At 59.8% G+C, this 22,628-nt stretch carries 18 protein-coding genes; 4 read left to right on the top strand and 14 right to left on the bottom strand.

Annotated elements, in window-relative coordinates; translation table 11 throughout:
* Positions 1–479 precede the first annotated feature (479 nt).
* Complete coding sequence (trmY, locus tag ACMG4N_RS08310; protein WP_272962256.1) at positions 480–1,079, top strand: tRNA (pseudouridine(54)-N(1))-methyltransferase TrmY; 600 nt, start codon at positions 480–482, stop codon at positions 1,077–1,079.
* A gap of 148 nt (positions 1,080–1,227) precedes the next feature.
* Here the strand turns inward: trmY and ACMG4N_RS08305 are convergent, their stop codons facing one another.
* Both ACMG4N_RS08305 and ACMG4N_RS08300 read right to left on the bottom strand, forming a co-directional pair.
* Positions 1,228–1,635: an SMI1/KNR4 family protein gene (locus ACMG4N_RS08305; protein ID WP_035246574.1), complete on the bottom strand. Its 408-nt coding sequence runs from the start codon at positions 1,633–1,635 to the stop codon at positions 1,228–1,230.
* Between the two features lie 111 nt (positions 1,636–1,746).
* Complete coding sequence (locus ACMG4N_RS08300; protein ID WP_297766439.1) at positions 1,747–2,877, bottom strand: sterol desaturase family protein; 1,131 nt, start codon at positions 2,875–2,877, stop codon at positions 1,747–1,749.
* A gap of 294 nt (positions 2,878–3,171) precedes the next feature.
* On the opposite strand from ACMG4N_RS08300, the gene ACMG4N_RS08295 reads away from it, so the two are divergent.
* The gene (locus ACMG4N_RS08295) at positions 3,172–5,052 is read left to right on the top strand and encodes an ATP-binding cassette domain-containing protein (protein WP_414433281.1); all 1,881 of its coding nucleotides are present in this window, start codon (positions 3,172–3,174) and stop codon (positions 5,050–5,052) included.
* A 14-nt stretch (positions 5,053–5,066) separates the two neighbouring features.
* Positions 5,067–6,389 carry a succinylglutamate desuccinylase/aspartoacylase family protein gene (locus ACMG4N_RS08290; protein ID WP_414433280.1) on the top strand — a complete coding sequence of 441 codons (1,323 nt, stop codon included), beginning with the start codon at positions 5,067–5,069 and terminating at the stop codon, positions 6,387–6,389.
* A gap of 142 nt (positions 6,390–6,531) precedes the next feature.
* Here ACMG4N_RS08290 and ACMG4N_RS08285 read toward each other — a convergent pair whose 3' ends face one another.
* The 12 genes from ACMG4N_RS08285 to gyrA all read right to left on the bottom strand — a co-directional run bounded on the left by ACMG4N_RS08285 (position 6,532) and on the right by gyrA (position 20,933).
* Positions 6,532–6,834, bottom strand: a complete 303-nt coding sequence (locus ACMG4N_RS08285; protein WP_414433279.1) for a ComEA family DNA-binding protein — start codon at positions 6,832–6,834, stop codon at positions 6,532–6,534.
* Positions 6,835–6,926: 92 nt separating this feature from the next.
* Positions 6,927–7,622, bottom strand: coding sequence for an orotidine-5'-phosphate decarboxylase (gene pyrF, locus ACMG4N_RS08280; protein ID WP_335627951.1), 696 nt, complete (start codon positions 7,620–7,622; stop codon positions 6,927–6,929).
* A gap of 166 nt (positions 7,623–7,788) precedes the next feature.
* A complete protein-coding gene (gene lapB, locus ACMG4N_RS08275; protein WP_414433278.1) occupies positions 7,789–8,958 on the bottom strand; it encodes a lipopolysaccharide assembly protein LapB in 1,170 nt (389 codons plus the stop codon).
* Positions 8,955–9,185 (bottom strand): lipopolysaccharide assembly protein LapA domain-containing protein, encoded by a 231-nt coding sequence (locus ACMG4N_RS08270; protein WP_297766424.1) that lies wholly within the window; start codon positions 9,183–9,185, stop codon positions 8,955–8,957. The genes lapB and ACMG4N_RS08270 overlap by 4 nt, the downstream gene beginning before the upstream one ends.
* Positions 9,186–9,242: 57 nt before the next feature.
* Positions 9,243–9,593 (bottom strand): integration host factor subunit beta, encoded by a 351-nt coding sequence (ihfB, locus tag ACMG4N_RS08265; protein ID WP_290511045.1) that lies wholly within the window; start codon positions 9,591–9,593, stop codon positions 9,243–9,245.
* Between the two features lie 68 nt (positions 9,594–9,661).
* Positions 9,662–11,344 carry a 30S ribosomal protein S1 gene (rpsA, locus tag ACMG4N_RS08260; protein ID WP_297766419.1) on the bottom strand — a complete coding sequence of 561 codons (1,683 nt, stop codon included), beginning with the start codon at positions 11,342–11,344 and terminating at the stop codon, positions 9,662–9,664.
* Between the two features lie 174 nt (positions 11,345–11,518).
* Positions 11,519–12,202 carry a (d)CMP kinase gene (gene cmk / locus ACMG4N_RS08255; protein WP_297766416.1) on the bottom strand — a complete coding sequence of 228 codons (684 nt, stop codon included), beginning with the start codon at positions 12,200–12,202 and terminating at the stop codon, positions 11,519–11,521.
* The gene (locus ACMG4N_RS08250) at positions 12,199–14,442 is read right to left on the bottom strand and encodes a bifunctional prephenate dehydrogenase/3-phosphoshikimate 1-carboxyvinyltransferase (protein ID WP_414433277.1); all 2,244 of its coding nucleotides are present in this window, start codon (positions 14,440–14,442) and stop codon (positions 12,199–12,201) included. Before ACMG4N_RS08250 ends, cmk begins: the two co-directional genes overlap by 4 nt.
* 125 nt (positions 14,443–14,567) lie before the next feature.
* Complete coding sequence (hisC, locus tag ACMG4N_RS08245; RefSeq protein WP_414430113.1) at positions 14,568–15,680, bottom strand: histidinol-phosphate transaminase; 1,113 nt, start codon at positions 15,678–15,680, stop codon at positions 14,568–14,570.
* A gap of 124 nt (positions 15,681–15,804) precedes the next feature.
* On the bottom strand, positions 15,805–16,887 hold the full coding sequence (gene pheA, locus ACMG4N_RS08240) for a prephenate dehydratase (protein WP_277672737.1): 1,083 nt from the start codon (positions 16,885–16,887) through the stop codon (positions 15,805–15,807).
* A 12-nt stretch (positions 16,888–16,899) separates the two neighbouring features.
* The gene (gene serC / locus ACMG4N_RS08235; protein WP_277672736.1) at positions 16,900–17,982 is read right to left on the bottom strand and encodes a 3-phosphoserine/phosphohydroxythreonine transaminase; all 1,083 of its coding nucleotides are present in this window, start codon (positions 17,980–17,982) and stop codon (positions 16,900–16,902) included.
* Positions 17,983–18,155: 173 nt separating this feature from the next.
* Positions 18,156–20,933, bottom strand: coding sequence for a DNA gyrase subunit A (gyrA, locus tag ACMG4N_RS08230; RefSeq protein ID WP_414433276.1), 2,778 nt, complete (start codon positions 20,931–20,933; stop codon positions 18,156–18,158).
* A gap of 349 nt (positions 20,934–21,282) precedes the next feature.
* Here gyrA and ACMG4N_RS08225 point away from each other — a divergent pair, with 349 nt between their 5' ends.
* Positions 21,283–22,626 carry a TRZ/ATZ family hydrolase gene (locus ACMG4N_RS08225; protein ID WP_414433275.1) on the top strand — a complete coding sequence of 448 codons (1,344 nt, stop codon included), beginning with the start codon at positions 21,283–21,285 and terminating at the stop codon, positions 22,624–22,626.
* Positions 22,627–22,628 lie beyond the last annotated feature (2 nt).

The following is a 22,628-nucleotide window of genomic DNA, read 5'->3' as shown; positions in this document are numbered from 1 at the left end:
TCAATATTACCTTTAGAGCATTAACTTCGATCACAAAGCCACTTAACAGCGTATTCAATTGCAGATGCGATATATCACTTTGCAATATATCCCCGTCTCCAGCTTTCTCTGAATCTACCCGAAAAGCCAAGGCAATCAGTCTTTTAACCGCGACTCAGGAACCATTCTCAGCTGACTTTTCTTGCATTTGCGTGTTGAACGGGAATTTTTTACCCGGACTTTTCTTGCAGCCAAAAATCTGAAAAATCACTTTATCTCAGCCACTTACAAAAATATGTAAGCCATATCCTACATATTCAACTTGCGCGCGGGTGAAAAAAGGAGGGCAATATCGTCTAACGCCTCGACAGGAGGCGTTACGACAAGTCACTACTTCCCTTCCCTCATCACCTATGGCGCACCCCAGGCCTTCGCTTTGCGAGCAAAGCGCCAAAGAGGGGGTTACAATCGTCGGCTGCGTCATCTTAGCCAGGAGTAATATGCGTACTTTCGTCCTCCGCGCCCGCGCCGCCCCCACCGACAGCCAAGCTCTGCTGGCCAATGTGGGTGGTGATGCCCATACGGAAATTCTCGCCCATACGCTGATGAACAGCCTGTTTGTGGCCCAGTCTCACCGGGATGATGTGGTGGTGCATCTGGTGCTGGAAAGCACCCAGGATTACTCCCGCACCATCAGCTTCACCGGGGCGGAGATGCAGAATATTGGCGGCTTCCATGAGAAAGCGTTGCTGGCCAAGGTGGCCAACGCGCTGGATGTGTCACAGGGGCTGGGCAAGGAGCAGGAACGGGCCGTGGAACCGGGCATCCGGGTGCGGACGCTGAGTTTTGAGCGGCTGGTGAAGGATCTGGCGGAGGATCATCAGCTGTATGTGATGGACAAGAAGGGGGACAGCATTCGTGAGGTGGATTTCGGGGAGAACCCCTGCTTTCTGCTCACCGACCATATCCCCATGCCAAAGAAGACCTTCAACAGCCTGAAGCGCCTGGGGGCGGAGAAGATCAGCCTGGGGCCGCGGATGCTGTTCGCGTCGCAGTGTGTGGTGTTGATTCAGAATGAGCTGGATTTGGCGGGGATGTAGGAGGAACGGTTCTACAGGGCCGCTCCTACAGCGGCTTCGTCCAAAGCGTCATTCGCGCCTCAAGAGGCGCTCCTACAGCGGCTCCGTCAGAGGTCATGCCGCGGTTTTCGCTATTAACTATTCACTGTTAACTATTAACTGCTCTTAATCAGCTTTCCAGCCACACCTCACGTGCCCACTGCCAGATAGAACTCCAATCCTCGTCCTCGTTGACGCCCTCCCCCGGTACCCAGAAGACGATCTGGCCGTCCTGGCCGATGGCGTAAACGCCTTCTTCGGCCTGGCAGACAGGAATCAGCGAACGGGGCATGCCCTGGCTCCAGGCCTGGGCGGCCAGCTCGGGGAGGAAGTTGTGGGCGTAGTCGTCGGTGACGGTGGCCGGTTCCAGGCTGCCGCAAATAATGTCGCCGGTGGTGAGCAGGAATTCCTTGTACTCCCCCGGCAGGGAAATGAGCAGCTGTTCTTCGATCTCCACCAGGCGGTCTTCGTCCGGCAGCTCCAGGGCTACCAGTGCGCCTTGGTGGCGTTCGCGCAGCAGGTCGATCAGGTCATCCATTTACAGCGTTCCGGTTGGCATATTCGTTGACGATATTTTGTAGGAGCTATGCTTGCATGGCGATCCCGAAGCCGGAGTTCGCCATGCAAGCATAGCTCCTACAGGAAAATGTTATTCCTGGCGGTGATCCCGACGGAACGGGAACAGGAACTGGTCGACCACGCCTTCCGGCACCTTGGTGCTGGCCCGAGTGCCGTACTCGGCAGCCAGCCGGTTGGGCATGATCAGGGTGCCGAACAGTTTATCGTAGATGGGCAGAAACGCGGCGTAATTTTTGTCCACGGCCTGGTCTTCCGAGGAGTGATGCCAGTGGTGGAATTCCGGGGTGGCGATGAGCCAGCGGATGCCCGGAAAGCGGAAGCGCACATTGGCGTGGATAAAGATGGCGTGGAAGGACACGAACACCAGGTAGGCGTACACCGCCGACGGCGAAAAGCCCAGAATGAAGATGGGCAGGTAGCCGATAAAGCGGTTGGCGATGATTTCCACCACATGCAGGCGTGAGGAGGCCAGCCAGTCCATCTGGGTAGTGGAATGATGCACGGCATGGAATTTCCACAGCCATGGCACTTCGTGGAAGGCCCGATGAATCCAGTAGCTGCCCAGATCGATGACGATGAGGATCTCAATGAACTGCAACCACAGGGGCTGGCTGGCGATGGCCTGTTGGAAGCCGATGTCCACCTTGTCGTGGAGCACCACCTGGATGGGAATGATGGTGAAGAAGCTGATCAGCTGCAGGCCCACATGGCTGAACAGGAAGTATTTGATATCCGTGACCCAGCCCCCGCGCAGGGTTTTCTGGTCCGGGTCTTTGGGGAAGGCCCGTTCCAGGGGGATAAACACCAGCGCCAGTACCAACAGGGTAAGGATGAAATAGTCGAGCCCGGCATAGAGGCTGCGACCTTCCACCGGCGGCACATCCAGCCGCCCGGAGCCGATCAGCGCGGCCATGCAGGCCAGCACCATGCCGATGATGCCGTAGCGCTTTTCCTGATGACGCAGCACACTGAAAAAGCCACAGACAAAGCCGATACCGATGCCGATGAACAGGGCAATGCGTAGCACCTCGGCGTTGTAGAAGGCACGGAATTCCGGGGTGGTTAGCAGCTCCGGGTAGAGGAAACAGAAACTACCCATCAGCGCCAGAACCCCCAATCCAATGGACACGGTGGCGGTGATCTTGCCCTGGCCCGGGGTCAGATCCACCTCTTCGTAACGTTCCCGCAAAAAGTCTGTCATCTGTTGTTCTCCTTCTGGGCCAAGGCTGCCCGATGATCCGTTCAGACACCACTACACGCCCGTAACAAGCTGCTACACTGCGCGTTCAAGAAACATAGCTGCAAGCTACAAGCCGCAAGCTGCAACGCGATCAAGCAATGGGGTTACGGAACAGCATTGAGCCCGCGACCACCCTGCGATAATCGCGGTCGGAGAGCTCACAGTATTCTGCCTGCCTGACCCGCGTTGTAGCTTGCAGCTTGTAGCTTGAAACTGCTCCGCCCCATTATTCACATATTTGGTTATCCATAAAGTATGCCTCTCATTACCCTCCGCGACATTCAGCTCAGTTATGGGCAGCAGCCGCTGCTGGATCACGTCACCCTGTCCATCGACCCGGGGGAGCGGCTTTGTTTGATTGGTCGTAATGGCGCCGGCAAATCCACCCTGATGAAGGTGATTGCCGAAGAGATCCATGCGGATGACGGCCAGATCGAGAAGACCCAGGGGCTGACCGTGGCCCGCCTGGAGCAGGAAGTGCCGGACGACCAGGACCACAGCGTCCACTTCATGGTGGCCGAAGGGCTGGGCGAGCACGGTGCCCTGCTCAGCGAGCACGCCGAGCTGGTCCACCACCTTGGCGATGCTGACGACAAGATGCTGGCCCGGTTTGAACAATTGAGTAGTGAAATCGAAGCCTGTGGTGCCTGGCAGCTATCCCAGCGCGTGGACACGGTGCTGTCCAAACTGAAACTGGATGGCGATCAGGCCTTTGCCGGCCTCTCCGGGGGGATGAAGCGCCGGGTGTTGCTGGCCCGGGCGCTGGTACAGGAGCCGGATATCCTGCTGCTGGACGAGCCTACCAACCACCTGGACATGGATTCCATCCAGTGGCTGGAAGAATTTCTCAAGAGCTACGGCGCCACCCTGGTGTTCATTTCCCACGACCGGGCCTTTATCCGTTCGCTGGCCACTCGCATCATCGAGCTGGACCGGGGCAAGCTGACCAGCTGGCCGGGCAGCTATGAGAAGTATCTGAGCGGCAAGCAGGCGGCGCTCGACGCCGAGGAACGTGCCAACGCCGAGTTCGACAAGAAACTCAGCCAGGAAGAAAAGTGGATTCGCCAGGGCATCAAGGCCCGCCGTACCCGTAACGAAGGCCGGGTACGTGCGCTCAAGGCCATGCGTGATGAATTCGCCCAGCGCCGCAACCGCACCGGCACCGCCAGCCTGACCATCCAGAGCGGCGACAACTCGGGCAAGGTGGTGGTGGAAGCCGAGCACCTGAATTACACCGTGGACGGCAAGACCATTGTGGAGGATTTCTCGGTCAATCTGCTGCGCGGCGACCGGGTCGGTATCCTTGGCCCCAATGGCTGCGGTAAATCCACCGTGATTCGCCTGCTGCTGGGTCGGCTGGCACCGGATAGCGGCAACGTGAAGCTGGGCACCCAGCTACAGGTGGCCTATTTCGATCAACTGCGCGATACCCTCAACGAGGAAAAGAGCGTGATCGACAACGTGGCCGAAGGCTCCGATGTGGTCACCATCAACGGCCAGAACAAGCATGTGATCGGCTATTTGCAGGATTTCCTGTTCGACCCGAGCCGGGTGCGCCAGCCGGTGAAGTCCCTGTCTGGCGGCGAGCGTAACCGGCTACTGCTGGCCAAGCTGTTCACCAACCCCTTCAACCTGCTGGTCCTGGATGAGCCCACCAACGACCTGGACGCGGAAACCCTGGAGCTGCTGGAAGAGCAGCTGATGAACTACCAGGGCACCCTGCTTTTGGTCAGCCACGACCGGGAGTTCATCGACAATGTGGTGACCTCGACCCTGGTGTTCGAAAACGGCGAGCTCAACAGCTATGTGGGCGGTTATCAGGACTGGTTGCGGCAGCGTCCGGAACCTGTGAAGGGAAAAACCGTCAAATCCGCCAAGCCAGTGCTCGAACCTGCCCCGACGGCACCCAAAGCCAAAAAACTGTCCTACAAGGATCAGCGGGAGCTGGAGCAATTACCGGAACGGATCGAGCAACTGGAAGCGGCACTGGAAGCGGTGCAGGCTCGTATGTCGGACCCGGCTTTCTTCAAGGGTGATCCGGCCGAGATCAGCGCCGCCCAACAGCAACAAACCGAGCTACAGGCGGAACTGGAAACCACCTTCGCTCGCTGGGACGAGCTGGATCAGCTTGGCTGAATCAAGGAGTTTTTGTGTATAAAACATGGTCCTCATTCGCTATCACGGCAATGTTTGTCCTGTTCGGCCTGGCGGCAACGCCAGGCTGGGCCAATGAAGTGGAAGACGAGGAACGGGCCGTGGAACGCCAGCAGGAAAGCGATGGCCAGGCCACTGCCGGTGACGGCAATACGGACACGGACAAGGCCGACAGCGCCGTAGCGGATGACCCGGCCCAACCGGCTCCACTGCCCTTGCCCCTGCTGGGACGGCAAGTGGAACCGGGCAGCTTTGCCACCCTGCACTGGACCCCGGATCAATCGTTCGCCTCCATCGCCACCCCGGTGCCCGTGCTGGTCGCCCATGGCGACAAGCCCGGGCCACGGCTGTGTCTCACTGCGGCCATTCATGGCGATGAACTGAACGGCATCGAGATGGTGCGCCGGCTCATGTACGAGCTGGAACCGGACCAGCTGGCCGGCACCGTGATCGGCGTGCCCATCGTCAATCTGGATGGCTTTCGCAATGGCTCACGCTACCTGAGTGACCGCCGGGATCTGAACCGCTACTTCCCCGGCAACAAGAAAGGCAGTGCCGCCAGTCGCGTGGCTCACTCCCTGTTCAGTAATATCGTGCGCCACTGTGATTACCTGGTGGATTTGCACACCGGCTCCCAGAAACGGGTCAACCAGCCGCAACTTCGCGCCGACCTGGACAACCCGGATGTGGTCGCCTTTGCCAAGCACTTCGGCGGCATGACCGTACTGCACAGCCCCGGTGTCACCGGCATGCTGCGCGACGCGGCGGTGAAAAAAGACATTGTCGCGGTGACCATGGAAGCCGGCGGCCCCAACCGGCTGGAAACCGAGGCCGTCAGCTACGGCGTACAGGCCATCGACACCCTGCTGGAAAACCTGGGTATGCGTAAGGCCAGCCGTTTCTGGAGTGCGCCGCAACCGGTGTTCTATGAGTCGGAATGGATTCGTGCCACCCAGGGCGGCATTCTGCTTGCCGAGGTAGAGCTGAACCAGAAAGTGAAGAAGGGCCAGGTGCTCGGCACCGTCACCGACCCGATCAGCAATACCGGCAGTGCCATTATTGCCCCTTATAACGGCCGGGTTCTGGGAATGGCGGTGAACCAGGTGGTCCACGCCGGCTTTGCCGCCTTCCGTATCGGCGAGGAAAAAACCACCGAGGAAGTGGAAGCAAAGGCAGAAAAAGCCACCCGGGAAAAAGAACAGAAAACTCAGCCATCCGAGGGCAGTCCCGCCCACGACTCACCGGCGCCGGACCCTGAAGCAGACCGGGCCGATGACCTGAGCCAGGCGGAAGAAGAGGAAAGTCATTCGGAAGAGTGAGAAAAGCAACAAGAGACACAACGCAAAAGGCCTCCGATGGAGGCCTTTTTTGTGGTGCTTTAAAACAGCTTGAAGGCTTCTTCACGAAGCGAAGATATTTTCGACCTCTTCGCTTTGCAAGCAAAGCGCAAGCGGAGAAGCCTTACTGCACGACCAGGCTGTCGCGCATCTTGGCCAGGGTCTTTTCACCGATGCCCTTGATGGCCAACAGTTGATCCACATTGGTAAAGGGCCCCTGGCTGTCACGCCACTTCACGATGGCTTGCGCCGTTTTCGGCCCCACACCCTTGAGTTCCTGCAGCTGGGTAACGTCTGCCGTGTTCAGGTCGATACGGTTTTCAACTTGGGTGTTGGCTGCATCCTTGACCGCGTCCACTTCCACGGCCAGAGCCGGCAGGCTCAATGCCAGCAGCAGGGACATCACAACCGCTTTCAATGCTTTCATGTTGATCTCCATTTTTATCAGTTGGAGACCACACCATAGAAAGCCGAGCGAGGAGACGTTATCAGTCGAGCGTGACAGATTGCGTAAGTGGCTCAGGCAAGACTTTGTAGTATCTCGTCCACTACCGCTGTAGGTTCCGCAGCCTGGGTAATCGGACGGCCGATCACCATATAGTCCACACCCGCATCCCGTGCCTGCACCGGCGTCAACACGCGACGTTGGTCTCCGGCATCAGCGCCTGCAGGGCGGATACCCGGAGTAACCAGCTCGAATTGCTGACCGCAAGCCGCCTTGAGCATGCTCGCCTCCTGGGCGGAGCACACCACCCCATCCATGCCAGAGCGCTTGGCCAGCTCGGCAAGGCGCTGCACCTGCACCCGGGGCTCGTCTGTGACCCCGACCTGCTCCAGATCTGCCGCTTCCATGCTGGTCAGCACGGTCACTGCAATCAGGTGGGGGCGACTGGCGTGGTTGGCGATGGCATTGGCAGCGGCTTCCATCATGCGCTGACCACCGCTGGCGTGCACATTGACCATCCACACCCCCATATCCGCCGCGGCGGACACGGCGCCGGCCACGGTGTTGGGAATGTCGTGGAATTTCAGATCCAGGAACAGCTCGAAGCCTTTCTTGTGCAGGCCTTCGACAATGGCCGGGCCACTGCGGGTGAAGATTTCCTTGCCGACTTTAACGCGCACCCTGGCCGGGTCCAGCTGATCGGCCATGGCCAGCGCCCGGGCGGCATCGGGATAGTCCAGGGCGACGATAACAGGGCTGGAGATAGGCATGGGAGCGTCCTCGGGGGATTGGTGGCGGGTATGGTATGAGTTGCGAGGTAGCTGTTCAACCGGTGCCGCAAGCCAGCCTGAAAGAATAACTGTAGGAGCTATGCTTGCATGGCGAACTGGCGCGAGCCTTCGCCATGCGAGCATGGCTCCTACAAGGAGGAGGCGGCTAAACTTCCTTGACCACCGGCTTGATGGAGCCCCAGCGCTTGCAGCTTGGGCAGCGCCATTGCATCAAGGGGGTTTCGAAACCGCAGCGGCGGCATTTGTAGAGGCTCTTGTCGTTGAGCAGTTGCTCCGACAGTTGCTTGAGCACACCCAGGTGCTCGCGGGCCTCTCCTTCGGCGCTGCCGGCCAGGCTCATGTCGATGATCCGGTTGAGGCCACGTACCGAGGGGTTGGCTTTCATGTATTCAGCAATGAAGTCCGCGGCTTCCTTGTCGCCGTAGCGCTCCTTGAGCGTTTCGGCGAGCAGCAGGATACGGCTAGTGCTGGGTTTCTCGGCACTGTAGTCCGCCAGCATCTGGATAAATTCCTCGTCTTTCTCCTGCTGCTGGTAGCTGGTGCGCAGCTTGTCGAGCGCTTCATCGAAGAAGTCGCTGTCCTGCACCCAGATGCGCTGAAGGGCCTGGATGGCAGCGTCCCAGTTCTGCTCGCCCATTTCCAGCTCGCCTTCGGCAAAGCTGGCGCGGACACACTTCTCATCGAATGACAGCGCCCGTCTCAGCATGCGGCGAGCCGGATTGATGTCGCCGTCGCGGCACAGGTTTTCTGCCTGTTCGCAGCAATACTGGGCCAGTACCGGCCCCAGCGCCGGGCGGTTCTTGATCAACCGCTCGCCCATGCTGATGGCGTTGACCCAGTCGCGTTCCTGCTCGTACAGACCCATCAGCTGCTGGCAGACTTCATCCTTGGCCTGGCAATCCTGGTCCAGCATTTCCAGCAGGACCTGCTCGGCCAGATCGAAGATGCCGCTGGCCAGGTAATCCTGGGCCAGTTCCAGCTGAATTTCTTCCTGCACCGGGCGGCCATAGTCGCCGTGTTCCAGCAGATGGGTATGCAGCTGGGCAGCGCGATCAAACTCGCCGCGCTTGCGGAACAGCTTGCCCAGGGCAAGATGGGTATCGAGACCCTCTTCGCTCACGTCCAGACTCTTGAGCAGGGCTTCAATGCCCTTGTCCGGCTCTTCATTGAGGAAGAAGTTGATGCCGGCCACATAGTCCTTGGACAGGGAGGCCATGCGCCGACGCTGCCGACGTTTACTTTCACGCTTGCCGAGGAAAAACCCGGCGGCGATGGCAACAAAAAAGAACGGCAGCAGCCAGAACGATTCACTCATGAAAACAGGCTCTTCAGGCCGCGCAGCCCGATACCGGCCAGCAAGCCAAGAAACAGGCCAATAGCCAGTACACCGATCACCAGCACGCCCAGGGACACGTCCCAGTGCCATTGATAAAACAGCATATCCAGCGTCACCAGATCACGGTTACTGGTGACAAACAGGAAAGCGAAAAGAAAGACGGCCAGTACAGCCAGAATTACCAGAATCCGGTACAGGTTTCGCATCGTAAGGTTCCCTCTTTACTGGCCAGGTCTGTGCCGGGCGGTAACAACAAACGGGGTTTAGTTAACGGCAGCCTGATTGCCGCTTGCGCCATTATCAACACCTTCACCACTTTCTTCATGCAGTGAATCGTTAACGCGCTCGCGCAGCTCTTTACCGGGTTTGAAGTGGGGAACATATTTGCCGTGCAGCTCGACGCTGGCACCGGTCTTGGGGTTGCGTCCCACACGGGGCGCACGAAAATGGAGGGAAAAACTGCCGAAGCCGCGTATTTCGATACGACCTCCGCCGGCCAGGGAATCGGCCATCTGTTCGATAAGCGTTTTGACTGCCAGCTCCACATCCTTGGGCGACAATTGGTTTTGCCGATCGGCAATCCGCTCAATCAATTCCGACTTGGTTAACGCCATTACAGCTTTCTCCCTGGGCTCCCAGCCCAGTGGGACCGGCACGATGCCGGTCCCCGGGAGGAGCCGTATTATGACTCGTTGCTGCTTTCCATCTGTTTCTTGATCAGATCACCGATGGTCTTCGGCGCATTGGCATCCTGCTGTTCAGACAGTCCGTCAATGGCTTCACGCTCGTCGGCCTGGTCCTTGGACTTGATGGACAAGCTCAGAACACGGTTCTTGCGATCAACGTTGGTGATTTTCGCTTCCACTTCGTCACCGACGTTGAGCACTTCGGTCGCATCGTTAACGCGGTCGCGGCTGATTTCGCTGGCACGCAGGGTGCCTTCCACGTTCTCTGCCAGCTCCACGATGGCCGCTTTCGCGTCTACCGACTTGATTACGCCCTTAACGATTGCGCCCTTGTCATTAGCAGCAACATACTGAGCAAACGGATCGTCTGTCAACTGCTTGATACCCAAGGAAATTCTTTCGCGCTCTGCGTCGATGGACAGAACCACGGTTTCCAGCTCATCGCCCTTGTTGAAGTTACGCACGGCATCTTCGCCCTGCTCTTCCCAGGAAATGTCGGACAGGTGCACCAGACCGTCGATGCCGCCTTCCAGACCGATGAAGATACCGAAGTCAGTGATGGACTTGATCTTGCCGGAAATGCGCTCGCCTTTCTGGTATTTCTCTTCGAAGGCATCCCACGGGTTGGACTGGCACTGCTTGATACCCAGGGAAATACGACGACGGTCCTGATCGATGTCCAGGATCATCACTTCCACTTCGTCGCCGATCTCTACAACCTTGGACGGGTGGATGTTCTTGTTGGTCCAATCCATTTCGGATACGTGAACCAGACCCTCTACACCTTCTTCGATTTCGGCAAAGCAGCCGTAATCGGTCAGGTTGGTCACCTTCGCCTTGACGCGGGTGCCTTCCGGGTACTTGCCCACGATGTCGTGCCACGGATCTTCGCCCAGCTGCTTCAGACCCAGGGAAACACGCATCTTCTCGCGGTCGAACTTGAGTACCTTGACGTCGATTTCCTGACCCACTTCGACGATCTCGCTCGGATGCTTGATACGCTTCCAGGCCATGTCGGTGATGTGCAGCAGGCCGTCGATGCCACCCAGGTCCACAAACGCACCGTAGTCGGTCAGGTTCTTCACGATACCTTTGACTTCCATGCCTTCCTGGAGGGTTTCCAGCAGTGCTTCACGCTCCTGGGAGTGCTCGGCTTCCATCACTGCGCGACGGGAAACCACAACGTTGTTGCGCTTGGGATCCAGCTTGATGACCTTGAAGTCCAGCTCTTTGCCTTCCAGGTGCGCGACATCGCGAACCGGACGGATATCAACCAGGGAACCGGGCAGGAACGCGCGGATCGGGCCGATATCGACAGTGAAGCCACCCTTCACCTTGCCGGAAATCATACCTTTTACGATCTCGTCTTCGTCGAAAGCTTTTTCCAGCTCGCCCCAGACTTCGGCGCGCTTGGCTTTTTCACGGGACAGGCGGGTGAAGCCCATGCCATCGTCGATGGCATCTACGGCTACATCTACTTCGTCGCCTTCGGCGATTTCAAGTTCGCCTGCCTCGCTAAGGAATTCTTCACGGGCAATAATGCCTTCGGATTTCAGGCCTGCGTTAACGGTTACCCAGTCGCTATCGATGGATACAACAGTACCCTTGATGATAGAACCACGGGCAACGTCCAGGTCCTTAAGGCTTTCTTCAAAGAGATCAGCAAAAGATTCGGTCATGAAATTCACTCAGTGTTTTCGCACATGCCAACCAGCAGACATGGGTTAGTAAAAAAATGAGACCCGCCCTTCCCCAGCTGGCTTACTTTTTCAGGGTTGAGCAGATCGGCCGCTTGACACAGAATCACCCCTCGACAGTGCACTATCGAAGGGTTTCAACAACGTGTGCTACCTTCACACCAGTTGGCGTGCGGCAGCCTCTTCAAGGATCCGGTTAACCACTTCATCAACCGTCAGGGTGGTGGATTCGATTACCACGGCATCGTCTGCCGGGCGCAATGGCGCCACCTCACGGTTCATGTCACGGTCATCCCGGGTGCGGATGTCCTCGACGAGGGTCGCGAGGGTAGCATCAAAGCCCTTTTCCTTCAACTGCTCAAAGCGCCGTCTGGCGCGCTCTTCAGCGCTGGCGGTGAGGTAAATCTTGAGGGGGGCAGAGGTAAACACCACGGTACCCATATCGCGGCCATCCGCCACCAGGCCCGGGGCCTCGGCGAACACCCGCTGGCGGGCCAATAGCGCATCACGTACCGGCTGCAGCACGGCCACCTGGCTGGCCAGTTCACCAACGCTTTCCTGGCGGATGATGTTGGACACATCCTCACCATCCAGAATCACCGCGGTTTCGCCCTCCCGCTCAATAAATCTTACCGGCAAGGTTTTCGCCAGTTCCACCAGGGCGGGCTCATCATCCAGAGCAAGCCCCTGATTTCTCGCGTGATAACCCAGAACCCGATACAGGGCACCGGAATCCAGCAGGTGCCAGCCGAGACGGATTGCCACCAATCGGGCAACGGTGCCCTTACCGGAGGAAACCGGTCCGTCGATAGTCAATACCGCGGTGGACGGAGCAGTCATTTCACCTCCAGGTTCAAGCCCGCATGGGCGGCCAGCTGGGCAAAGCCCGGGAAGCTGGTGGCCACATTGGCGCAGTCATTAATGGTAATCGGGCCAGTGGCTCGCAGGGACGCCATGGCGAAGCTCATGGCGATACGGTGGTCACCGTGGGACTGGATCTCGCCGCCGCCGAAGGTGCCGCCGCTGATGCGGATGCCGTCCTCGAACACTTCATGATCCACGCCAAGCGCGGCCAGACCGTCCGCCATCACCTGGATACGGTCGGATTCCTTCACCCGCAGCTCTTCGGCGCCGCGCAACACGGTGTCGCCTTCGGCGCAGGCAGCCGCAATGAAGATGGCCGGGAATTCGTCAATGGCCAGGGGCACCAGCGCCTGGGGAATCTCGATGCCTTTCAGGGGCGCCGCTTTCACCACCAGGTCCGCCACCGGCTCACCACCGGCATCGCGCTGATTTTCCAGGCGAATATCCGCCCCCATCAGCTTGAGGATGTCGATGACGCCGGTACGGGTGGGGTTAATGCCCACGTGGGGCAGGGTCAGCTCGCTGTCGGCGGCGATGGAGGCACCAACCAGGAAGAAGGCCGCCGAGGAGATATCCGCCGGCACTTCCAACTTGCAGGCGGTAAGTGTACCGCCGCCGCTCAGCGCACTGGTGGCACCCTCACGGCGCACGTCGTAGCCAAAGCCACCCAGCATCCGTTCGGTATGATCGCGGGTCGGGGCCGGCTCGGTCACCGAGGTGTCGCCTTCAGCGTACAGGCCGCCCAGCAGCACGGCGGACTTCACCTGGGCAGAGGCCATGGGCAGATCGTAATGAATGCCCTTGAGCGGCTGACCACCGCGGATGCGCACCGGCGGGCGACCTTCGTTACCGGTGGAAATCTGGGCACCCATGTCGCGCAGGGGGCTGGCCACCCGCTCCATGGGACGCTTGGACAGGGACGCATCACCGGTGAGCTCCACATCGAAGGCCTGGCCGGCCAGCAAGCCGGTGAGCAGACGCATGGAGGTGCCGGAGTTGCCCATATAAAGCGGCTTCCCCGGGGCCTTGAGGCCATGCAGGCCGACACCGTGAATGGTCACCTGACCATTGTGGGGGCCTTCGATGACCACCCCCATATCGCGGAATGCCTGCAGCGTTGCCAGAGCGTCCTCGCCTTCCAGGAAGCCTTCTACCTGGGTCACGCCTTCGGCCAGGGAGCCGAGCATGATGGAACGGTGGGACATGGATTTGTCGCCGGGTACCCGTACCCGGCCGGTGAGTCGGCCACCCGGGGTCACCACAAAGGTGGGGTTGCTGTTGCTGCTGTCTGTCATGGTTGTGTCGTCACCTGAATGGTGGGCGCGGGTATAGGACGTGCGCCCGTTCATGGCCATAAAATGGGCCCGGGCCGTATTGGCCCGGGTCATGATGCCCATCAGGGCATCGGAATCATCGTCACTCACCGCCTGGCGGAAGCGCGCGATACCGTCGCTGAACAGGTCCAGGGACTGCAGCAGCGCGGCCTTGTTCTCGCGGAAAATGTCATGCCACATCACCGGATCGGAGCTGGCGATACGGGTGAAGTCGCGAAAACCGCCGGCAGCATAGCGGAAGATCTCCGTGGAGTCGCCCTGCCGGGCCAGAGTATCCACCAGCGAAAAGGCCAGCAGATGGGGCAGATGGCTGGTTTCCGCCAGTACCTGATCGTGGTAATCCGGCGCCATCTGCAACACTTCCGCGCCCATGGCGGTCCAGATCGCGCGCACCCGGGCGGTGGCAGCCGGATCTGTGGCCTCGTTGGGCGTCAGGATGACCCGGTGATCCTGGTACAGGTCCGCATCAGCAGCCCCAACGCCGCTCTTTTCCTTGCCGGCAATGGGATGGCCGGGCACGAAGCGGGAATAATGCTCGCCCAGGGAGACACGGGCCGCGGTGATCACATTGCCTTTGACGCTGCCGCCGTCAGTGATGATTGCCGTGCGGGACAGGCCCGGCTTCAGCGCACTCAACACCTTGCCCATGGCCGAAACGGGGGTGGAGACAAAGACCAGATCGGCGCCCTTGACCGCTTCAGCCAGATCCTGGCTGCCTTCGTCGACCACGCCCAGGGCGATACCCTGCTCCAGGGTGCGCGCCGAGCGGGAGCCGGCCACGATTGACGCGGCCAGCCCGTGCTTGCGAGCAGCCGCAGCAAAGGAGCCGCCGATCAGGCCCAGGCCGATAACGGCAATGCGGTTGAAAAGGGGTTCAGACATGGCAACACCCCAATTTTGTTGTAGGAGCGCCTCTCGAGGCGCGAACCTGCTTGCAACAAGCCGTGCCAAGTACGATTCGCACCTCAAGAGGTGCCCCTATAGCGGGCATTTCCAAGGTTTGGGCGTTACCCATCCGCCATTTCCTTCAATACATGCTTGAGGGCGGCCAGGAAACGCTCGTTCTCGCGGCTGGTACCCACGGTGACGCGCAGGTGGTTAGGCATGCCGTAGCCACCCAGAGGGCGCACGATCACACCTTCGCGCAGCAGGCCTTCGTAGACCGGCTGTGCCTCACGGCCACAGTCGAAAGCAATGAAGTTGGCTACCGAGGGGATCTGTTCCAGGTGCAGCTTCTGCAGGCCTTCGGCGATCTGCACCAGGCCACTGGTGTTTTCGCCGCGGGAATTCTCGATGTGATCGTCATCGGACAGCGCCGCTTCGGCGGCCACCATGGCCGGGGTGTTGACGTTGAACGGCTGGCGTACCCGGTTCAGCACATCAGCAATTTGCGGGTTGCAGACGCCATAGCCGATACGCAGGCCGGCCAGACCATGAATCTTGGAGAAGGTGCGCGTTACCACCAGATTCGGGTATTTTTGCAGGCGTTCGATGCCGTTCGGGTAGTGGCTTTCTTCCACGTATTCGAAATAGGCCTCGTCCAGCACCACGATCACCCGCTCCGGGATCCGCGACAGGAACTCATCCAGGGCATGGGCGTTGAACCAGGTGCCGGTGGGGTTGTTCGGGTTGGCCACGAAAATCACCCGGGTGCGCTCGGTGACCGCCTCGGCCATGGCCGCCAGATCGTGGCCATAGAGATTGGACGGCACCGCCACCGGCCTGGCATTGCAGGCCAGGGTCACCAGTGGATACACCGCAAAGGCGTACTCGGAGAAAATCGCTTCATCGCCGGGCTGCAGGTAGGCACGGGCGATCAGGTCCAGCACATCGTTGGAGCCGTTACCCAGGGTCAGCTGATTGGTTTGCACACCCAGCTTTTCTGCCAGCGCTGCCTTCAGGGAAAAACCGGCGCCATCCGGGTACAGGTGCAGCTCATGCAGATGCTTGAGCGCATGCAGGGCCTTGTGGCTGGCGCCCAAGGGATTCTCATTGCTAGCCAGCTTGACGATATCGGTGAGGCCCAGTTCCCGCTCCAGCTCCTCGATAGGCTTGCCCGGCTCATAGGGCTTGAGCTGCTGAACGCCACTGTTGGCGAGTTCGATGTAGTCGCAAGTCATGATGACTCCTTGAACTGTGGGAGCGGTCGTTCGACCGCGATTTCCGGCCTGTGGTGAAATTTCCCGGTCGAACGACCGCTCCCACAGCTTATCGCCAGCCGATAGAGCATTGTCCAACCCTGTGTCACAACACCGCTTTCGGGTACGAGCCCAGCAGCTTGATGGTATTGCCAGCCGCTTCCAGCTTGTCCAGCACCGGCTGCAGCTTGCCATCTTCCTTGTGGCCTTCGCAGTCCACGAAGAACACATAACTCCAATTGGACGTCCGCGAGGGCCGGGATTCAAGGCGGGTCAGGTTAATGCCTTCATCGCGGAACGGCGCCAGCACTTCATAGAGCAGGCCCGGGCGGTTCTTGCCGCTGATCATCAGGCTGGTCTTGTCGTTGCCGGACGGCGGCGTGTCCTGCCGGCCGATGATGATGAAGCGGGTGGTGTTGTCCGGGCGGTCTTCGATATTGCGTTGCACCGCTTCCAGCCCATACAGCTCTTCCGCCATTTCCCCGGCAATGGCCAGGGCATTCCATTCGTCCTTAAGGCGACGAGCGGCTTCCCCGTTGGAACTGACCGCTATGCGCTCAACCCCGGGCATGTGGGCATCCAGCCACTGGCGGCATTGAGCCAGGGTCTGCTGGTGGGAATAAACCCGGGTGACCTTGTCGCGACGGGTGTGCTCGCCGGCCAGCAGATGATGGTGAATACGCAGCTCCACCTCGCCACAGATTTTCAGGCTGGAGGTCATGAAGGTATCCAGGGTGTGGTTGACCACCCCTTCGGTGGAGTTCTCCACCGGCACCACGCCGTAGTGGGCAGCCCCGGCTTCCACTTCCCGGAATACTTCATCAATGGCGGCAAGCGGCACGCTTTCCACCGCATGGCCAAAGTGTTTGAGGGCGGCCTGCTGGGTAAAGGTGCCTTCCGGGCCCAGGAACGCCACTTTCATGCGCTGCTCCAGGGCCAGGCAGGCGCTCATGATCTCGCGGAAAAACCGCGCCATGGTTTCGCCATCCAGCGGCCCCTGGTTGCGCTCTTTGACCCGGCGCAACACCTGGGCTTCCCGTTCCGGGCGATAAAACACCGGGTTGGGGTCGGTGGCGGTCTTCACCTCGGCCACCTTGTGGGCCAGGGTGGCGCGCTCGTTGAGCAGATCCTGCAGCCGCTGGTCCAGCTCGTCGATCTGGTTACGCAAATTGTCCAGTGATTCGGTCATGGCGGTCCCCGCTCAGCCGTTGCGTTTTTCGAAGTCCGCCATAAAGGCGATCAGCGCATCTACTGCGGCTTCCGGTACCGCATTGTAGATGCTGGCACGCATGCCACCCACGCTGCGGTGGCCCTTCAGGTTCAACAGGCCGGCCTGGTCGGCTTCGCTGAGGAACTGTTTATCCAGGTTGGCATCGGCCAGCACAAAGGGCACATTCATCCAGCTACGGCTGATTTTCTCCACCGGGTTGCTGTAGAAGCCGCTGTTATCAATAAAACCATACAGCTTTTCGGCCTTGCGCTGGTTGGTTTCTGCCATGTTCGCCACCCCGCCCTGCTTCTTCAGCCACTGAAACACCAGCCCGGCCAGGTACCAGGAAAAGGTGGGCGGCGTGTTGTACATGCTGCCATTGTCCGCGTGGGTCTGGTAATTGAGCATGGCCGGCACGTGGGCGCCGGCCTTGCCGAGCAGGTCCTTGCGAATAATCACCAGGGTCAGGCCGGCAGGGCCGATATTCTTCTGGGCACCGGCATAGATAACCCCGAAGCGGTTCACATCAATGGGGCGCGAGAGGATGGTAGAGCTCATGTCTGCCACCAGGGGGCTATCCCCCACGTCCGGCACAAAGCTGTATTCCAGGCCACCGATGGTTTCATTGGGGCAGTAATGCACGTAGGCCGGATTGGCCGACAGCTGCCAGCTGTCCTGTGGCGGTACGGTGGTGAAATTGGTGTCTTCACTGCTGGCGGCCACGTTGATGTTGCCGTAGCGACCGGCTTCCTTGATCGCCTTCTTGGACCATTGCCCGGTATTGATGTAATCCGCCGTTTCGCCCTCGCCCAGCAGATTCATGGGCACCATGGCGAATTGCGAGGAGGCACCGCCCTGCAGGAACAGCACGGCGTAGTCGTCGCTGATCCCCATCAGGCTGCGCAGGTCTTGCTCGGCCTTTTCGGCAATTTCCACGAACACCTTGTCCCGATGGCTCATTTCCATGATGGACAGGCCCATGCCCTGGTAATCCAGCATTTCCTGACGGGCCTGCTCCAGAACATCCGTCGGCAACGCCGCCGGACCTGCGCAGAAGTTATAGGCGCGGGACATGCATTTTCTCCGTGACTAGATTGAAAGTAGCAAACCGGTGAATCAAAGAAGCCCGGTAACACCGGGCTCGGGTAATTCGTCGAATCATTTAGAAAACACCGTAGGAGCACCTCTCGAGGTGCGAACCACCCACGATTGGACAAGGTTCGCACCTCAAGAGGTGCTCCTACAGGTTATTCCTCGGCGTCGTCGGAGGCGTCAGACTCCGGTGCTTCAGAGGTAACATCCCCTTCTTCCAGCACTTCGCCTTCTTCGATGTCTTCGTCATCACCTTCCAGCTCGGGGATGGTGGCCAGGCCACACAGCTTCTCGCCGTCGCCCAGACGAATCAGACGCACGCCCTGGGTGTTACGGCTGGACGTGCTGACCTGATTGACGCCGGTGCGCACCAGAGTGCCCTGGTTGGAGATCAGCATGATGTCCTCTTCACCAAACACCTGAGCAGCGCCGACCAGCTCACCGTTACGCTCGTTGACCACCATGGCGATCACGCCCTGGCCGCCACGCCCCTTGGTCGGGTAGTCGGTGAGCGGGGTACGCTTACCGTAGCCGTTTTCGGAGGCAGTCAGGATCTGACCCTCTGCTTCCGGCACGATCAGGGAAATCACGTCCACGCCATCAGCCAGTTTGATGCCGCGCACACCACGGGCCAGACGGCTCATGACACGCACCTTGGATTGATGGAAACGCACGGCCTTGCCGTTACGGGCCACCAGCATCACATCTTCGTCGCCGTGGGTAATCGCCACATTGACCAGATGCTCGCCTTCCTGCAGTTTCACGGCAATCAGGCCGGAGCTGCGTGGACGGGCGAAGTTGGCCAGGGCGGTACGCTTGACGATACCACTGGAGGTCGCCATGAAGATAAAGGGACCGGGAATGGCGTCGGCCACCACTTCGGCCTCATCGCCATCTTCAACTGCGTCCTCGACCACCTCGTCCGCATCGATAGCATCGATAGCATCGATAACGTCGTCTTCGTCCACTTCTGCTTCCACGCCAGCGGCTTTCTGCTGACGTACCATTTCCGCATCGAGACGGAGGATGGCGGTAATGCGCTCGTCATTGCCCAGTGCCGGCAGCAGATTGACGATGGGCTTGCCACGGGACGCCCGGCCACCTTGCGGCAGCTCGAAGGTACGCAGCCAGAAGACCTTGCCGGCATCCGTGAACAGCAACAGGGTGTCGTGGGTGCCTGCCACAAGCAGGTGCTCCACGTAATCCTCGTCTTTGAGCTGGCCGGCAGACTTGCCACGGCCACCACGCTTCTGCGCCCGGTAGGTATCAATGGGCTGCATCTTGGCGTAACCACCGTTGGACAGGGTCACTACCACGGTTTCTTCGGCGATCAGGTCTTCCATGCTCAGGTCGAGACGGGAGGTGACGATTTCGGAACGGCGCTCGTCGGCATATTCCTCACGGACCGCCTTCAGTTCATCACGGATCACTTCCATCAGACGTTCGGGGTTACCCAGAATCTTCAGCAGTTCGGCAATCTGCTCCAGCAGTTCCTGGTAATCGTTGATCAGTTTTTCCCGTTCCAGACCGGTCAGCTTCTGCAGACGCAGATCCAGAATGGCCTGGGCCTGTTCCGGGCTCAGGTAATAAAGGCCATCACGCAGACCGAACTGCTCATCGAGGCCATCCGGGCGAGCCGCGTTTTCACCACCGGCGCGCTCCAGCATTTGCAGTACATCGCCGGGGGTCCAGCCTTTGCCCAGAAGTTTTTCCTTGGCTTCCGCGCCGCTGGGGGACGCCTTGATCAGCGCAATCACCGGATCGATATTGCTCAGCGCCACCGCCAGACCTTCTAGCAAGTGGGCCTTTTCGCGGGCCTTGCGCAGTTCAAACACGGTACGGCGAGTCACCACTTCACGGCGGTGACGAATAAAGGCATCCAGCAACTCACGCAGGTTGAGGGTCTTGGGCTGACCATCCACCAGTGCCACGGTATTGATACCGAACACCGACTCCATCTGGGTCTGCTGGTAGAGATTATTGAGCACCACCTCGGCGTTCTCGCCGCGACGCAGCTCGATCACGATACGCATGCCCTCTTTGTCGGACTCATCGCGCAGCTCGGTGATACCTTCAATCTTCTTGTCTTTCACCAGCTCGGCGATCTTCTCGATCAACCGCGCCTTGTTCACCTGGTAGGGAATCTCGTGGACGATAATGGCTTCTTTGCCACTTTTGTCGGTCGGCTCAATCTCGGCACGGGCACGCATGTACACGCGGCCACGGCCGGTACGGTAGGCCTGCACGATCCCGGCGCGACCGTTAATGATGCCGGCGGTGGGGAAATCCGGGCCCTTGATGTATTCCATCAGGTCGTCCGGCGTCAGGCTGTCGTCGTCGATCAGCGCCAGACAGCCGTCTACCACTTCGCCCAGGTTATGCGGCGGAATATTGGTGGCCATACCCACGGCGATACCGGAGGAGCCATTCACCAGCAGGTTGGGCACCCGGGTGGGCATCACATCGGGAATCTTTTCCGTGCCGTCGTAGTTGTCGACGAAATCCACGGTTTCCTTGTCCAGATCGGCCAGCAGCTCGTGGGCGATCTTGGCCATGCGCACTTCGGTGTAACGCATGGCGGCTGCGGAATCCCCGTCGATGGAACCGAAGTTACCCTGACCATCCACCAGCATGTAGCGCAGGGAAAACGGCTGCGCCATCCGCACGATGGTGTCGTAAACGGCGGAGTCACCATGGGGGTGGTACTTACCGATAACGTCACCGACCACACGGGCGGACTTCTTATAGGCCTTGTTCCAGTCGTTGTTCAGCTCGTGCATGGCGAACAGTACGCGGCGATGCACCGGCTTGAGGCCGTCGCGCACATCCGGCAACGCCCGCCCAACGATCACGCTCATGGCGTAATCCAGGTACGACTGTTTGAGTTCGTCTTCGATGTTGACCGGGGTAACTTCTCTGGCGAGATCCGTCATAGCGATCCTTACTTTCCACAAGTATCGGGAAAGCCCCTGCGGCTTTCCCAAGCCGGCCCCTGATCAGGGCCGTTTTCACAGCGTGCCGATGGCACCCTGTGCAGTCTGTTCTTATGACAGCCCGCTCGCTGCCGACAGCGGCGGACCGGGCGTACATTCCTGCTCCTGGCACGAAGCCCGGAAAAGCCCCGGATGATAGCACAACCGGGCGGCTTCGGCGCCATAGTCCGCCGCCATTGTTATCGTGGCGGCAAGAGCGCCACTGACACGCTATACTGCGGCCTCAATTTGAGGGCAAGCCCCTCTAGCAGGCCGCTGAAAAGCCCGCCAAGATATCAAGGAGTTATGCATGAGCGACAATCAGGCTGACCTGATCGTCCACGCCCGCTGGATTGCCCCGGTCGCGCAGGACAACGCGCCCAGTGCCGAGGTACTGGAAAACCATGCCCTGGTCGTCCGTGATGGCCAGATTGTCGACCTGCTGCCCGGCGCCCTGGCCGACGAAAAATGGCAGGCCGATACGGTCACCCGGCTGGACAGCCACCTGCTGATTCCCGGCCTGATCAATGCCCATACCCACGCAGCCATGAACCTGCTGCGCGGGATTGCCGATGACCTGCCGCTGATGACCTGGCTGGAAAAGCACATCTGGCCAGCGGAAGGCCAGTTTGTCAGCGAGCAATTTGTGTTCGATGGCACCCGGCTGGCGGCGGCGGAGATGATTCGCTCCGGCACCACCTGCTTTGCCGACCAGTACTTCTTCCCGGCCAGCGCCGCCCGCGCCACCGTGGAAGCCGGCCTGCGCGCCAGCCTGTTCTGCCCGATCCTGGATTTCCCCACCCCCATGGGCGCCGGCCCGGAGGATTACCTGCGCCTGGCCACCGATGCCATGGACGAGTGGCGCCACGATCCGCGCATCCAGATCGGCTTTGGCCCCCATGCGCCCTATACCGTGTCCGATGGCCCGCTACAGAAGGTGCTGACCCTGGCCGAGGAACTGGACGTGCCGATGATGATGCACGTGCACGAAACCGCCGGAGAGATCCAGATGGCGGTGGGCAACACCGGTGAGCGGCCACTCACTCGCCTGAAAAACCTGGGCCTGCTGTCGCCGCGTCTGCTGGCGGTGCACATGACCCAGCTCACCGAGGACGAAATTGCGCTGGTGGCCGAAACCGGCACCCAGGTCGTGCACTGCCCGGAATCCAATCTGAAGCTGGCCAGCGGCTTTGCACCGGTGGAAACACTGCGCAAGGCCGGGGTCAACGTGGCCCTGGGCACCGACGGTGCCGCCAGCAACAACGATCTGGACATGATCGGCGAGGCCCGCATGGCCGCCTTTCTGGGCAAGGGCGTCAGCCTCCAGGCCGATGCCCTGCCCGCCGCCGACATACTGCAGATGGCCACCCTGAACGGGGCCCGCGCCCTGGGTCGGGACGACCAGATCGGTTCACTGGAAATTGGCAAACAGGCGGATATGGTAGCGGTGGATTTGAACCGTCTGGAGACCCAACCGGTCTATGATCCGGTGGCGCAATTGATTTATGCCGCCAGCCGCGACCAGGTGACGCATACCTGGGTGGGTGGGCGCTGCCTGATGGACAACCGCAAACTCACCACCCTCAACGAAGCCGTGATCCTCAAGAATGCCCAGCAGTGGCAGGAAAAAATTGCCGGAGCCGACCGTGACTGAAC

Source organism: Alcanivorax sp. IL2, from assembly GCF_047495475.1.
Taxonomy (GTDB): Bacteria; Pseudomonadota; Gammaproteobacteria; order Pseudomonadales; family Alcanivoracaceae; genus Alcanivorax.
This window is presented reverse-complemented; position numbering and strand designations above follow the sequence as displayed.